This window comes from Variovorax sp. Soil_C_39, assembly GCF_057656815.1.
Map to the genome: position 1 here is coordinate 13983 of NZ_JBDGJQ010000011.1, position 13056 is coordinate 27038.

The 13056-nt window shown below is 69.3% G+C and carries 13 protein-coding genes; 6 read left to right on the forward strand and 7 right to left on the reverse strand.

Annotated features, from left to right (window positions below):
* Positions 1-10: 10 nt before the first annotated feature.
* From AC3A6J_RS23010 to AC3A6J_RS23020, 3 genes are all read right to left on the reverse strand, one after another.
* The gene (locus AC3A6J_RS23010) at positions 11-1282 is read right to left on the reverse strand and encodes an amidohydrolase family protein (RefSeq protein WP_487862323.1); all 1272 of its coding nucleotides are present in this window, start codon (positions 1280-1282) and stop codon (positions 11-13) included.
* Positions 1279-1866: an NAD(P)H-dependent oxidoreductase gene (locus AC3A6J_RS23015; RefSeq protein WP_487862324.1), complete on the reverse strand. Its 588-nt coding sequence runs from the start codon at positions 1864-1866 to the stop codon at positions 1279-1281. Before AC3A6J_RS23015 ends, AC3A6J_RS23010 begins: the two co-directional genes overlap by 4 nt.
* Positions 1867-1968: 102 nt before the next feature.
* A complete protein-coding gene (locus AC3A6J_RS23020) occupies positions 1969-2646 on the reverse strand; it encodes a TetR family transcriptional regulator C-terminal domain-containing protein (protein WP_487862325.1) in 678 nt (225 codons plus the stop codon).
* Between the two features lie 144 nt (positions 2647-2790).
* Between AC3A6J_RS23020 and AC3A6J_RS23025 the strand changes: the two genes are divergently transcribed.
* A complete protein-coding gene (locus tag AC3A6J_RS23025) occupies positions 2791-3861 on the forward strand; it encodes a type II asparaginase (RefSeq protein ID WP_487862326.1) in 1071 nt (356 codons plus the stop codon).
* Between the two features lie 18 nt (positions 3862-3879).
* Here AC3A6J_RS23025 and AC3A6J_RS23030 read toward each other — a convergent pair whose 3' ends face one another.
* Genes AC3A6J_RS23030 through AC3A6J_RS23040 form a run of 3 tightly spaced genes read right to left on the reverse strand, consistent with a single transcriptional unit; the run spans position 3880 to position 6498 of the window.
* On the reverse strand, positions 3880-4692 hold the full coding sequence (locus AC3A6J_RS23030; RefSeq protein ID WP_487862327.1) for a phosphatase PAP2 family protein: 813 nt from the start codon (positions 4690-4692) through the stop codon (positions 3880-3882).
* Positions 4693-4708: 16 nt separating this feature from the next.
* Entirely contained in the window at positions 4709-5536 is an 828-nt protein-coding gene (locus AC3A6J_RS23035; RefSeq protein WP_487862328.1) for a metallophosphoesterase family protein, read from the reverse strand.
* A complete protein-coding gene (locus tag AC3A6J_RS23040) occupies positions 5533-6498 on the reverse strand; it encodes a diacylglycerol/lipid kinase family protein (protein WP_487862329.1) in 966 nt (321 codons plus the stop codon). The genes AC3A6J_RS23035 and AC3A6J_RS23040 overlap by 4 nt, the downstream gene beginning before the upstream one ends.
* A gap of 182 nt (positions 6499-6680) precedes the next feature.
* Between AC3A6J_RS23040 and glyQ the strand changes: the two genes are divergently transcribed.
* The 5 genes from glyQ to AC3A6J_RS23065 are packed head-to-tail and all read left to right on the forward strand — an operon-like array spanning position 6681 to position 12188.
* Positions 6681-7589: a glycine--tRNA ligase subunit alpha gene (glyQ, locus tag AC3A6J_RS23045; RefSeq protein WP_487862330.1), complete on the forward strand. Its 909-nt coding sequence runs from the start codon at positions 6681-6683 to the stop codon at positions 7587-7589.
* Positions 7590-7604: 15 nt separating this feature from the next.
* Positions 7605-9752: a glycine--tRNA ligase subunit beta gene (glyS, locus tag AC3A6J_RS23050; protein WP_487862331.1), complete on the forward strand. Its 2148-nt coding sequence runs from the start codon at positions 7605-7607 to the stop codon at positions 9750-9752.
* Positions 9753-9799: 47 nt separating this feature from the next.
* Positions 9800-10378, forward strand: a complete 579-nt coding sequence (gmhB, locus tag AC3A6J_RS23055) for a D-glycero-beta-D-manno-heptose 1,7-bisphosphate 7-phosphatase (RefSeq protein ID WP_487862332.1) — start codon at positions 9800-9802, stop codon at positions 10376-10378.
* The gene (locus AC3A6J_RS23060) at positions 10378-11154 is read left to right on the forward strand and encodes a lysophospholipid acyltransferase family protein (RefSeq protein WP_487862333.1); all 777 of its coding nucleotides are present in this window, start codon (positions 10378-10380) and stop codon (positions 11152-11154) included. Before gmhB ends, AC3A6J_RS23060 begins: the two co-directional genes overlap by 1 nt.
* 38 nt (positions 11155-11192) lie before the next feature.
* A complete protein-coding gene (locus tag AC3A6J_RS23065) occupies positions 11193-12188 on the forward strand; it encodes a M48 family metallopeptidase (RefSeq protein ID WP_487862334.1) in 996 nt (331 codons plus the stop codon).
* A gap of 36 nt (positions 12189-12224) precedes the next feature.
* Here the strand turns inward: AC3A6J_RS23065 and AC3A6J_RS23070 are convergent, their stop codons facing one another.
* Positions 12225-13004 (reverse strand): SDR family oxidoreductase, encoded by a 780-nt coding sequence (locus AC3A6J_RS23070; RefSeq protein ID WP_487862335.1) that lies wholly within the window; start codon positions 13002-13004, stop codon positions 12225-12227.
* Positions 13005-13056: the final 52 nt, after the last annotated feature.

Here is a 13056-nt window from a genome sequence, read left to right on the forward strand (position 1 = left end):
TGTGGGTTCTCTACGTGGGAAGAAACGGGGTCGGGTCGCCTTGCGTCACCTGGCCGTCGCGCAGCACCACGCGCTGAGCGCTGCGCGAGGGCCAGCCGTGGCGGTCGGCTTGCGTGAACAGCACCAGGTCGCCGCTGGCGCCGACCAGCGTGGGCACTGTGGCCGGCTCGCGCCGCAGCCAGTCCGCGCGGCACAGCGCCTCGGACCAGGTGTCGAAAGGGTCGTCGAGCTGTGCCACGAGTGCGGCCGTGCCCAGCGCCTCGACCGGATCGAAGCTGCCGAGCCGGCAGAAGGGGTCCTGCACGTTGTCGCTCGCGAACAGCACCGGGATGCCGCGCTCGCGCGCCTCCTTCACCAGCGTGATGCCGCGCAGGCGCGGCGTGCGGCCGGTCACTGCGTCCTGCAGCAGCAGGTTCGTGGCGGGCAGCGAGACCACGGTGATCGGGGCGCGCGCCACCGCGTCGAGCGTGGCGAGCGCCTGCGCTTCCGGCTGCACCGCCAGTGCGCAGACATGGCCGCAGACCACGCGGCCGCCATAGCCGATTTCGCGCAGGATGCGGGCCGTCGTCTCGAGGCCGACCGCCTGCGCGTTGAGTTCCTCGTCCACGTGCAGGTCCACGTCGAGCTCGCAGGCCTGGGCCGACAGCAGCAGGTTGCGCAGCGCGGTGTTGCTCCAGTTGGTGGAGTGCACGAAGCCGCCGAGCAGCGCATGCGGCCCGGTGGCCTTCACCTGCTGCGCGAGCCGCAGCGCCTGCGCGGCATCCTCGAACAGCGGCAGCTTGATCAGGCCGACCTGCTCCAGCCGCACGCGGCCGCGCCATTCCTGTGCAAGCTCGGCCAACACCGACCAGGCCATCGGCAACGCATCGGGCTCCCACCAGTCGACGTGCGTGCGCACCTGCGTGGTGCCGCATTCCCAGGCCCATTGCAGCGCGCGGGCCGCTCGCTCGCGCACATCGGCAGGCGTCCAGTGGGCGCGATCGGCCAGCATTGCATCGATGGCGCCAAGCAACCCCGGCTGCACCTGCTGCATGCGCGGCAGCGTGAAGGCCTTGTCGAGGTGCGTGTGGGCGTCCACGAAGCCCGGCAGTGCGAGCGCGCCGTCGAGGTTCCACCCTGCGGCAGAGCGGGCCGCATCGGTGGCAGGGCGCACCGACTGCACGCGGCCGGCCTCGAGCGCGATGCGTGCGAGCACGGGCACGCTCTCGCGCCCCGGCCAGTCGGCCGGCAGCAGCCAGCGCGGCAGCCGCACGTTGTCGAGCAGAGCGGGCGACGCGGTCATGCGAAGCGCCCCATCGCCCGGCCCACGCGCGCCATGAAGCGCTTCAATTGAGGCTCGGTCGCCACGTTCATGTGGTAGTGGGCGTGGTAGTCCACCGTTGCGCGCCGGCCGGTCAGCCGCAGCATGTAGCGGGTGACGATCTTGCGCGGCGGGTCGCCCATGTACCAGGCGACCCAGCGCGGCCGGCCGTAGGTCACCACGGCGCTGATGCGCTTGATGTGCGTCAGCATCGGCTTCACGTTGGCCGGATCGCTGATGTCGAAAGCCACGCCTGGCATGAACAGCCTGTCGAAGTAGCCCTTGAGCATGGCCGGCAGCCCGAAGCACCAGGTCGGGAAGCAGAAGACGATGCCCTCGGCCCATTGCAGCCGGGCGACATGGGATGCCAGCGGCAACCGGTTTTGCGGCACGTCGTGGTAGCCCAGGCGCTCCGCGCGCGAAAGCACCGGGTCGAAGCCCTCAGCGTAAAGGTCGCAGTCGTCCACCTCGTGCCCGGCCGCACGCAGATTCCTGAGCACCTCCTGGTGCAGTGCAGCGTGGAAGCTGGTTTCAACCGGATGGCAGTAGACGACGAGCACGCGCATGGTGTTTGACCGCTTAATCAGAGCAAGTGGTCAGGTTATGCAAGCGACGTGCCAGCGCGGAGGCACCGGCTTGGGGCGCAGAGGCGCCGATTCAGCGGAAAACTAGGCTTCGATACCGCAGCCGCTCAACACGAAGCCGACGAGCTCGCGCGCGATCGGCTCGCGCTCGATGGGCGCGTCGGGCGGCAGGCCGAGCATCACGCGCGTCTGTATCGCGTAGTCGGCATAGCTCTGGGTCATGGCCCAGATGTGCATCAAGAGCAGCCGCGCGTCGAGCGGGCGCATCTGCCCGCGCGCGATCCAGCCGTTGATGATGTCGACCTTCTTCTGCGTCCAGGCGCGCGCGTTCGGCCAGTAGCGGTCGAGGTTGCGGCCGCCGTCGAGCACTTCGCGCGTGAAGATGCGCGAGATCTCGGGGTTGTCGAAGGCATGGTCGAGCTTCTTGCGGATGTAGTCGCCGAGCACCGTGGCCGGGTCGCTCGCGTCCTCGAACGAGAACACCACCTTCCAGGCATGCAGCACCTGCATCAGCAGCTCTTCGTAGAGCTCCTCCTTGCCGGCGATGTAGTAGTGCAGCTGCGGCTTGGTGAGGCCGGCGCGCGCGGCGATGGCCTGGGTCGACGTGCCCTTCAGGCCGTTGAGGCTGAATTCGGCGATGGCCGCTGCCCGGATCGCCGCCATGATGCGCTCGCGCCCGGGCCGCGCCCGCGACAGCGGACCCTCGGGCGCGGGCATCTCCAGGGCAGGGGCGGGGGGGAGGGCGGCGGAATCGGCGTTCATGGGCGGGTGGCGGCAGTGCGCCGGCCCGATGGTAATCCCACGCGCATGGCCGCATGCCATGGCGGCATGGCCGGGGGCGGCATGCCGCCATGGTTCATGTATCTTCTCGCCGCTTCGCAGAATTGTTAACGCAAGGAGTTGTGCATGTACCTTTCATCCCGCCTTCGGGCCTTCGCGGCCGGTGCCGCATTGCTTGCCGCCAGCGCCATCGCCCAGGCGCAGCAGGCGCTTCCCAATGTGGTGATCCTGGCCACCGGTGGCACCATCGCAGGGGCCGGTGCCTCGGCCGTCAACAGCGCCACCTATGCGGCCGCCAAGGTGGGCGTCGACAAGCTGATCGCCGGCCTGCCCGAGCTGACGAAGATCGCCAACGTGCGCGGCGAGCAGGTGTTCCAGGTCGCGTCGGAGAGCATGACCAACGACCACCTGCTGACGCTCGCCAAGCGCGTGTCGGCGCTTTCGAAGCAGGCCGACGTGGACGGCATCGTCATCACCCACGGCACCGACACGCTCGAGGAGACCGCGTACTTCCTGACGCTCACCGTGCACACCAGCAAGCCGATCGTGGTGGTCGGCTCCATGCGCCCCGGCACCGCGCTCTCGGCCGACGGCGCACTCAACCTGTACGACGCCGTCAGCGTGGCCGGCAGCAAGGACGCGGCCGGCAAGGGCGTGCTCGTCACCATGGCCGACAACATCGACAGCGGCCGCGACGTGAGCAAGAACGTCAACATCAAGACCAGTGCGTTCTCGAGCCAGTGGGGCCCGCTCGGCATGGTGGTCGAAGGCCGCAACTACTGGTTCCGCGCGCCCGTGAAACGCCACACCACGACTTCGGAGTTCAACATCGACAGCATCGATGCGCTGCCGCCGGTGGAAATCGCGCTGGGCTACGAAGGGGTCTCGCCGATCGCCGTCGATGCCTATGCCAAGGCCGGCGTGAAGGCGATCGTCCATGGCGGCACGGGCAACGGCTCGGTGGCAGCGCGCGTGGTGCCGAACCTGCAGAAGGCGCGCGCCGATGGCGTGGTCGTGATCCGTGCCTCGCGCGTGGCCGACGGCTTCGTGCTGCGCAATGCCGAGCAGCCCGACGACAAGTACGACTGGGTGGTGGCGCACGACCTGCGTCCGCAGAAGGCGCGCGTCCTTGCAATGGTGGCGCTCACTAGAACGAGTGACACCAAGGAACTGCAGCGCATCTTCTGGGAGTATTGAGGCACGAAGCGGTGCAGCTCAGCGGAGGCGCCGGCGCCTGCGGTGCCGCGCGAATTCGAGGCTGCCCACGCACACGAGGAGCCAGGCCAGGCCGGTCGCCAGCCCGGCAAGCACATCGCTCGCGAAGTGCACCTGCAGAAACACGCGGCTGGAGCCGATGGTGACGATGGCGGCCGTGCCGGCCATGGCCGCGGGCACATGCCAGCGCGGCGGCAGCAGGCGCAACGCCAAGTACATCAGCATGCCGTAGCTCACGATCGCGCCGGCGGCGTGGCCGCTCGGGAAGCTGAAGCTGGTCTCGACCGTGAGGCCGTGGTCGTGCAGCGGCCGCGCGCGCTCGAAGATGCGCTTGAGCGCCGGGTTCAGCAGCACGATGCCGCCGAGCGCCATCACCCATCCGAGCGCGAGCCCGCGGTGCGCATGGCGCCACAGCAGCCAGGCCACAGCGATGCAGACCGGCGCCAGCAGTTCGAAGTCGCCGAGGTGCGTGAGCCAGCTGAAAACTACCAGCGCTCCCCAGGGCACGTGCGCCGCGATAGCATCGGCGAGCGCCTGGTCGGCCAGTCCCAGCAGGCGCCCGTCGCCGAGCTTCGAGGCGATGTAGGCCACCAGGCTCGCCGCCGCGAGGATGCCGCCGAAGCCGACGGCCAGCGCACCCGCGAGCCGCGGCTCGTCGGGTTCGCCGTCCGCTGCGGTGCGGGCGCGGCGCCGCTGCAGGCTCGCGCAGACCGCGCCCGTACCGAGCACCGAGACGATGAAGGCGGCCGCAAACCAGGCCAGGGCATGCTCGCCGAACTGGTGCGCGAGAAGAACGAGAGCGGGGGCATCCATGGGCATGCGCCTGACTTTAGCCCGGTCCCTTGAAACCCTCCGCCAGCGGCAGCTGCCATGTCTTGGCGCAGACGAACGCCTTTTCGATCGCCGAATGGTCCCAGCGCTCGGCCTGGCAGATGCGGCTGCCGTCTGCATCCGTCGTGCGCACCACATTCACCGAGTTGGGGTGCCCGCCGCGCACGCGCGACGACACGGCCGTGCCGGCCTGGACTGCCCACGCCGTGGGCGGGCAGGCGGTGCAGGCCGCGGCGAGCGGACGCACGAAAGGCAAGTGGATATGGCCGCCGAGGATCAGGTCCATGCCGGCCGCGCACCAGCGCGCAATGGCTGCTTCATGCCCGTGCACCCGGTTGCGCAGGTCTTCGGGCCGTGTCACCAGCACCGGCTGGTGCGTGACCACCACGCGCAGCTGCGTGGGGCGCGCACGCGCCAGCCGATCCGCCACGCGCCCGACCTGCGCGGGCGACACTTCGCCGTCCTCGTGCCGGTACCAACGCGTGGTGTTGACCGCGATGACCAGCCAGTCGGCGGACTCGAACACCGGCTCCAGCTCGGCGCCGAAGGCCTCGGCATACCGGCCGTAGGGCGAAAGCAGGCGTGCGCCCAACTGGAACAGCGGAATGTCGTGGTTGCCCGGAATCGCCACCACCGCCGGTGCCGCGATCCGGTCGACGAAGGTGCGCGCCGCCGCGAACTGGCGCCGCGTGGCCCTCTGCGTGATGTCGCCCGAGAGCACCACCACCTGCGGCGCGAGTTCGCGCGCGAAGCGTTCCAGCGCGGACAGCACCTCGGGCTGCTCGGTGCCGAAATGCGGATCGGAAATCTGCAGCAGGCCGCTCATTGCTTGGCGGCCTCCAGTTCCGGTGCCACCTCGGGCCGTACCAGCCACAGCGGCTCGGGCGAGACACGGAAAAGGAGCGGCATCTCGGCCCAGGCGATCTCGCCGTCCGTCGCCACCTTCACGCGCCGCGGGCCGCGCGAGCGGCCGGCATTCACCGTCAACGATTCGAACGGAAAGCTCAGCACCTCGTCGGCGCTGCCCAAGCGGCCCAGCGCGCCGCGCACCAGCAGACCCGGCATCGCGAGCATGCCCAGGGGCTTCAGCGTGACGGCGGCCAGCTGGCCGTTCTCGGGGGCGTCGGCATGCTCGATGCCGACCTGCAGCAGTTGCAGCGGGTTGTTGCCGACGAACAGTGTCGGTGTGCGGATCGACCGTTCCTGCCCGCGCCAGGCCATGCGCAGGTTCCAGTGGCGGCGGCCGCGCATCACCGTGAGCAGCCCGGCGAAGAAGGCGACCCAGCGCTTGCGGCCATAGCGCACCTTGTAACTCTCGCGGTCCTCGAGCAGCTCGGCATACAGGCCCATGCTGGCATTCACCAGGAAGGCGCGGTCGTTGACCAGCCCCACCTGCGCGGGCCGGGGCCGCTGGGTCAGCAGCACCTGCAGCGCCTCGGCGGTATCGCGCGGAATGCCATGGGCGCGGCTGAAGTAGTTGAAAGTGCCCTGCGGCAGCACGCCGAAGGCCAGTCCGCTGCCGAGCGTGGCCTGGGCCACCGCATTGATCGTGCCGTCGCCGCCCGCCGCCACCACGATCCCGCCCGCCGCGCGCGCCCGCTCGACCGCCTCGCGCGCCAGCGCCTGGACCGTCACGCGCCCGTCGATCTCGAAGATGCGGTGGCGGCGACCGGCCGCGGCGCAGCCTTCTTCGATAGTGCGGCGGGCCTCGGCGGCGTCCTCGCTGCCGGAGCTGGTGTTGAGGACGATGAACAGGGGGGATTCGGGGCCGATGTGGGGCGGTTGCATGTCTGTCTGTGAAGCGGTGGCACGCGGCCGGCCCTCGTTTGTCGCACACGCTGCGCGCCCGGCGCGGCAGCGACCATGCCGGACGGCTGTGGGAGAGTTGCCCTCCGACCGTAAAATCGCCTGCTTTCGCGGTGCTTCTTCACCGCGCTACCGTCCAATGTCCGGTCACGCCGGCCTGCTTCATGTTGACCTTCCAGCAAATCATTCTCAAATTGCAGTCGTACTGGGCCGACAAGGGCTGTGCGCTGCTGCAACCGTACGACATGGAGGTGGGCGCGGGCACCTCGCACACCGCCACCTTCCTGCGCGCGCTCGGCCCCGAACCCTGGAAGGCGGCCTACGTGCAGCCCAGCCGCCGGCCCAAGGACGGCCGCTACGGCGAGAACCCGAACCGGCTGCAGCACTACTACCAGTACCAGGTCGTGCTCAAGCCCGCGCCGTCCAACATCCTCGAGCTCTACCTCGGCTCGCTCGAAGCGCTGGGCTTCGATCTCAAGAAGAACGACATCCGCTTCGTCGAGGACGACTGGGAGAATCCCACGCTCGGCGCCTGGGGCCTGGGCTGGGAGGTCTGGCTCAACGGCATGGAAGTGACGCAGTTCACCTATTTCCAGCAGGTCGGCGGCATCGACTGCAAGCCGATCACCGGCGAGATCACCTACGGCCTCGAGCGCCTGGCCATGTACCTGCAGGGCGTGGACAACGTCTACAACCTGACCTGGACCGAAGGCCTGAGCTATGGCGACGTCTACAAGCAGAACGAGGTCGAGCAGTCGACCTACAACTTCGAGCACAGCGACGCCGAGTTCCTCTTCACCGCCTTCGCCGCACACGAGAAGCAGGCCAAGCACCTCATGGCCGAACAACTCGCGCTGCCGGCCTACGAGCAGGTGCTCAAGGCCGCGCACAGCTTCAACCTGCTCGACGCGCGCGGCGCGATCAGCGTGACCGAACGCGCCGCCTACATCGGCCGCATCCGCAACCTCGCGCGCAGCGTGGCGCAGAGCTATTACGAGAGCCGCGAGCGGCTGGGCTTCCCGATGGCGCCGCGCGAATGGGTCGCGCAGATCGCACCCAAAAAGGCAGCCTGAGCGATGACCATCCCCATGAACAACAAGAATTCCCTGCTGGTTGAACTGTTCGTCGAAGAACTGCCGCCCAAGGCATTGAAGAAGCTCGGCGAGGCCTTTGCCGGCGTGCTGCGCGACCAGCTCGTGGCGCAGGGCCTGGCCGAAGCCGGCTCGGTGCTCACCGCCTATGCCTCGCCGCGCCGCCTCGCCGCGCACCTCACGCTCGTGGCCGATCGCGCCGCCGACCGGGCCGTGTCGCAGAAGCTCATGCCGGTGTCGGTGGGGCTCGATGCCTCGGGCCAGCCGACGCCCGCGCTGCTGAAGCGCCTGGGCGCGCTCGGTGCCGATGCGTCGGCCGTTGCGGGCCTGAAGCGCGCGATGGACGGCAAGGCCGAGGCCCTGTTCTACGAAAGCACCGCCAAGGGCGCGACGCTCGCCGAAGGCCTGCAGAAGGCGCTGGCCGAAGCCATCGCCAAGCTGCCGATCCCCAAGGTCATGAGCTACCAGCTCGAAAGCGGATGCGAACTGCCGGGCTGGAGCAGCGTGAGCTTCGTGCGGCCCGCGCACGGCCTCGTGGCGCTGCATGGCGACGCCATCGTGCCAGTCGAGGCGCTCGGCCTGAAGGCCGGCCGCGAGACCCGCGGGCACCGCTTCGAGGCGGCTGTCGACCCGGTGGTGCTGCGCGATGCCAACAGCTATGCGCTGCAGTTGCAGGAAGAAGGCGCCGTCATCGCGGGCTTCGAGACGCGCCGCGCCGAGATCGCGCGCCAGCTCGCGGCCGCGGCGGTGCGCGTGGGCGGCGGCACCGTGCCGATTCACGACGACGCGCTGCTCGACGAAGTGACCGCGCTGGTCGAGCGCCCCAACGTCCTGGTCTGCAGCTTCGAGCGCGAATTCCTGGAAGTGCCGCAGGAATGCCTCATCCTCACGATGAAGGCCAACCAGAAGTACTTTCCGCTGCTCGACGCGCAGAACCGGCTCACCCACCAGTTCCTGGTCGTCAGCAACATCAGCCCCGACGACGCCAGCGCGGTCGTCGGCGGCAACGAGCGCGTGGTGCGGCCGCGGCTGGCCGACGCGAAGTTCTTCTTCGACCAGGACCGCAAGAAGTCGCTGGCTTCGCGCGTGGAATCGCTGGCCAAGGTGGTCTACCACAACAAGCTCGGCACCCAGGGCGAGCGCGTCGAGCGCGTCATGCGCATTGCACGCGGCATCGCCCAGGCGCTGGCCGGCAAGCTCGGCGACGCCACGCTCGCGGCCCACGCCACCCAGGCCGCGCAGCTCGCCAAGGCCGATCTCGTGACCGACATGGTCGGCGAGTTTCCCGAGCTGCAGGGCATCATGGGCCGCTACTACGCGCTGCACGACGGCCTCGATGCCGCGGTGGCCGACGCCATCGAAGACCACTACAAGCCGCGTTTCGCGGGCGACGAGCTGCCGCGCAATCCCGTCGGCCTCGTGGTCGCACTGGCCGACAAGCTCGAGACCCTGGTCGGCATGTTCGGCATCGGCAACCTGCCCACCGGCGACCGCGACCCGTTCGCGCTGCGCCGCCATGCGCTCGGCGTGATCCGCATGTTGATCGAGAAGAACCTGCCGCTCGACCTCGACGCGCTGCTGGCCGAGGCCTCTGCGCAGTTCGACGGAATCGAGGGCTTCGAGCGCCAGCGCGCCACCGCCGAGCTGCAGGACTTCGTGCTCGACCGGCTCGCCGGCAGCCTGCGCGAACAGGGCGCCAGCGCGCAGGAGGTCGACGCCGTGCTCGCGCCCCGCCCGCAGCGCCTGGGCGAAGTGCCGCGCCTGCTCGCGGCCGTGCGCGCCTTTGCCGCGCTGCCGGCCGCCGCCGCGCTGGCCGCCGCCAACAAGCGCATCGGCAACATTCTCAAGAAGGCGCCCGAGGCCGATGCGCACGTGAGCGAACTGCTGCTGCAGGAACCCGCCGAGCGGGCGCTGCACGCCGCCATGGCCGAGGTCGTGCCGGCCGCCAATGCGCAGTTCGACGCTGGCGACTACACCGGATCGCTGCAGACCCTGGCAGCCCTTCGCGAGCCGGTCGATGCCTTCTTCGACGGCGTGATGGTCAACGCCGAGCAGGCCGACCTGCGGCTCAACCGGCTCGGCCTGCTGATGTCGCTGCACGTGGCGATGAACCGCGTGGCGCAGCTCGAGCGGCTGGCGGCTTGAGGTTTGGCGTTCGCGCGGCGTCATCAGGAGTCTGAAGGGACAACCCCATGAAACTCGTCATCCTCGACCGCAACGGCACGATCAACGTGCACCGTGAAGACTTCGTGAAGAGCGACGTCGAGTGGACGCCGCTGCCCGGCGCGCTCGAAGCCGTGGCCCGGCTCAACCATGCGGGATGGCACGTGGTGATCGCATCCAACCAGTCGGGGCTCGGGCGCGGCCTGTTCGACATGGCCTCGCTCAATGCCATGCACGCCAAGATGCACAAGATGCTCGCGGCCGTGGGCGGGCGGGTCGAGGCGGTCTTCTATTGCCCGCACAGCCCCGACGAGGGCTGCGCCTGCCGCAAGCCGGCGCCCGGGCTGTTCCGCCAGATCGCCGACCGCTTCGGCTTCGATCTCAAGGGCGTGCCGACCGCGGGCGACAGCCTGCGCGACCTGCAGGCCGGCGCTGCGGCCGGATGCGAACCGCACCTGCTGCTCACCGGCATGGGCGCCGCCTGCCGCGGCGTCGATCCGCTGCCTTCCGAATACCCGGCGAACACCATGGTCCACAACGACCTGGCCGCCTTTGTCGACTTTCTGCTTGCGCGCGAAGCGCAGGCCGCACTGCAGGTGGCTGTCTGATGGCTTTTCTCCGTTCCGTGGTCCATGCCCTCTGGATGCTCGTCACCGTGGTGCCCTGGGGCATCATCATGTGCGTCAGCTCGCTCTGGAAGCGCGGCATCCCGCTCTACTGGATGGCCGCGCGCTGGCTCGGCTGGGCAATCGACGGTGCGCGGGTGCTGCTGGGCATCCGCACCCGCGTGAGCGGCATGGAGAACCTGCCCACCGACCAGCTCGCAGGCGCGATCCTGCTGGTCAAGCACCAGTCCACCTTCGAGACCTTCCTCATGCCCACGCTGATGCCGCACCCGCTGGCCTACGTGTTCAAGAAGGAGCTGATCTACGTGCCCTTCTTCGGCTGGGCGATGGCCCGGCTCGACATGATCCACATCGATCGCAGTCAGCGCGCCCAGGCCTTCAACAAGGTGGTGAACCAGGGCCGCAAGCTGCTCGCGCAGGGCATCTGGATCATCATGTTCCCCGAGGGCACGCGCATTCCGCGCGGGCAAAAAGGCACCTACAAGAATGGCGGCACCCGGCTCGCCTGCGAAACAGGCGTGCCGGTCATTCCGATCGCGGTCACCTCGGCCAAGGTCTGGCCGCGCAAGGCCTTCATCAAACGCCCCGGCGTGGTGGACGTGTCGATCGGCCCGGCCATTTCCAGCGTCGGACGCAAGCCCGACGAACTGATGCGCGAGGTCGAGGCCTGGATCGAAGCCGAGATGCACCGGCTCGATCCCGAGGCCTATCGCGACAGCAGCCCGCCCGTCGAGGCGCAGCAGGCGCACGGGCGCTGAAGAGAGCGCAGGCGGCGCAGGCAGGAAAGAGCCGGACGATGCAGGCACTGCTGCAGTTCACCATGGACCTGTTCGAGAAGCTCGGCAGCGAGTTCGCCGCGCCTGCACCGCCCGAGCACCGTCCGCGCACGCCGCGCAAGAAGAAAGCGCCGCAGGTGCCGCCGGCCGTGTCGCCTGCGCCCGCGCCTTCCGCGACCGACGAGGCTGCGCCGCATGCCGGCGCCGCGCCCGCAGTGCCCGCGATTCCGCTGCGCGACACGTTGGCGCTCGCGAGCTTCGTCCATCCGCAGGCCACGCGCGAAGTGGTCCTGGGCTCGGCGCGCGTGGGCTACGAGTTCAAACGCGGCAAGCGCAAGACCATCGGTTTTCTCGTCGGTGCCGAGGGACTGTCGGTGCGCGCCCCGCGCTGGGTCACGCTGCGCGACGTCGATGCGGCCGTGCAGGAGAAAGCCGACTGGATCCTGCGCAAGCTGCGCGAGACGCAGCAGCGCCAGGCGCGCGTCGAGGCCACGCGCATCGAGTGGAAGGACGGCGCCGAATTTCCGTTCATGGGCGAGCCGGTCGTGATCCGGCTCGACCCGAAGCACGGCTTCTCGAGCGTCGGCGGCACGCTCGACGAGGCCGGCGCCGAGGGCACGGGAGCGCGCGTCCTGCGCCTTGCGGTGGCGCAGAACGCAGCGCCGTCGCAGATCCGCGATGCCGCCCAGGCCTGGCTCATGCGCAGCGCGCGACGCCTCTTCATCGAGCGCCTCGACCATTTCGCGCCGCGGCTCGGCGTGCAGTGGCAGAAGCTGTCGCTCTCGAACGCCGCCACGCGCTGGGGCAGCGCGAGTGCCGACGGTTCGATCCGGCTCAACTGGCGGCTGATCCATTTCCGCCTGCCGGTGATCGACTATGTGGTGGCGCACGAGCTCGCCCACCTGCGCGTGATGGACCACTCGCACCGCTTCTGGGAAACGGTGGAGAGCGTGGTGCCGGACTACGGTGTTCTGCGCGCGCAGCTCAAGGACGAAGCCGTTCCCCGCTGGCGTTGATCCCGCGACGCGGCGCTGCGGGGCAGCCCGTTGTGCCTAGTCGGTTCCGCGCGTGTGGATCACGCCACCGTCGAGCACCAGCGTCGAGCCCAGCACGTAGTCGCCCGCGCGCGAGGCCAGGAAGATGGCCGCGCCGGCCATGTCCTCGGGGGTGCCGATGCGGCCGGCGGGAATGCGCTTGCCCACCTCTTCGGCGTTGTCGCGTGCATCCTTGTTCATGCTGGAGGCGAACGCGCCCGGTGCGATGGCGCTCACCACGATGCGGTCGCGCGCGAGCCGCGTGGCCATGCGGCGCGTCAGCTGGATCACGCCGGCCTTGCTGGCCGCGTAGGAATAGGTTTCGAGCGGATTGACCGCGATCCCGTCGATCGAGGCAATGTTGATCACCTTCGCCAGGTGGTCGGTGGCGCCGGCGCGCAGCATCGGCGTGAGCATCTGCGTGAGGAAGAAGGGCGTCTTCATGTTGAGGTCGACCACCTTGTCCCAGCCGCTCTCTGGAAATTCGTCGTAGGGCGCGCCCCAGGCGGCGCCGGCGTTGTTGACGAGGATGTCGAGCGTCTTTTCGTGGCCGGCATAGGCCTCGACCAGCGCCTTCATGCCCTCCTGCGTCGACACGTCGGCCGGCAGCGACACGCAGTGGCCGAAGGCCGAGAGCTCCTTGGCGGCGGCGTCGCAGGCATCGGCCTTGCGCGCCGAGATGTACACGCGCGCGCCCTGGGCCAGAAAGCCTTCGGCGATCATGCGGCCGATGCCGCGCGAGCCGCCGGTGATGAGGGCGCTGCGGCCCTCGAGCGAGAAGAGTCGGGTGGTGTCCATGTAGGTGTCTCCGGAGTCTTGAAAGATGCCGGAGGGAAGCTTAGTGCGCCGC

What these genes read in the sequence shown, in the direction of transcription:
- AC3A6J_RS23010 (WP_487862323.1), bottom strand. Translation starts at nt 1,282, where the DNA reads ATGACCGCGTCGCCCGCTCTGCTCGACAACGTGCGGCTGCCGCGCTGG.
- AC3A6J_RS23015 (WP_487862324.1), bottom strand. Translation starts at nt 1,866, where the DNA reads ATGCGCGTGCTCGTCGTCTACTGCCATCCGGTTGAAACCAGCTTCCAC.
- AC3A6J_RS23020 (WP_487862325.1), bottom strand. Translation starts at nt 2,646, where the DNA reads ATGAACGCCGATTCCGCCGCCCTCCCCCCCGCCCCTGCCCTGGAGATG.
- AC3A6J_RS23025 (WP_487862326.1), top strand. Translation starts at nt 2,791, where the DNA reads ATGTACCTTTCATCCCGCCTTCGGGCCTTCGCGGCCGGTGCCGCATTG.
- AC3A6J_RS23030 (WP_487862327.1), bottom strand. Translation starts at nt 4,692, where the DNA reads ATGGATGCCCCCGCTCTCGTTCTTCTCGCGCACCAGTTCGGCGAGCAT.
- AC3A6J_RS23035 (WP_487862328.1), bottom strand. Translation starts at nt 5,536, where the DNA reads ATGAGCGGCCTGCTGCAGATTTCCGATCCGCATTTCGGCACCGAGCAG.
- AC3A6J_RS23040 (WP_487862329.1), bottom strand. Translation starts at nt 6,498, where the DNA reads ATGCAACCGCCCCACATCGGCCCCGAATCCCCCCTGTTCATCGTCCTC.
- glyQ (WP_487862330.1), top strand. Translation starts at nt 6,681, where the DNA reads ATGTTGACCTTCCAGCAAATCATTCTCAAATTGCAGTCGTACTGGGCC.
- glyS (WP_487862331.1), top strand. Translation starts at nt 7,605, where the DNA reads ATGAACAACAAGAATTCCCTGCTGGTTGAACTGTTCGTCGAAGAACTG.
- gmhB (WP_487862332.1), top strand. Translation starts at nt 9,800, where the DNA reads ATGAAACTCGTCATCCTCGACCGCAACGGCACGATCAACGTGCACCGT.
- AC3A6J_RS23060 (WP_487862333.1), top strand. Translation starts at nt 10,378, where the DNA reads ATGGCTTTTCTCCGTTCCGTGGTCCATGCCCTCTGGATGCTCGTCACC.
- AC3A6J_RS23065 (WP_487862334.1), top strand. Translation starts at nt 11,193, where the DNA reads ATGCAGGCACTGCTGCAGTTCACCATGGACCTGTTCGAGAAGCTCGGC.
- AC3A6J_RS23070 (WP_487862335.1), bottom strand. Translation starts at nt 13,004, where the DNA reads ATGGACACCACCCGACTCTTCTCGCTCGAGGGCCGCAGCGCCCTCATC.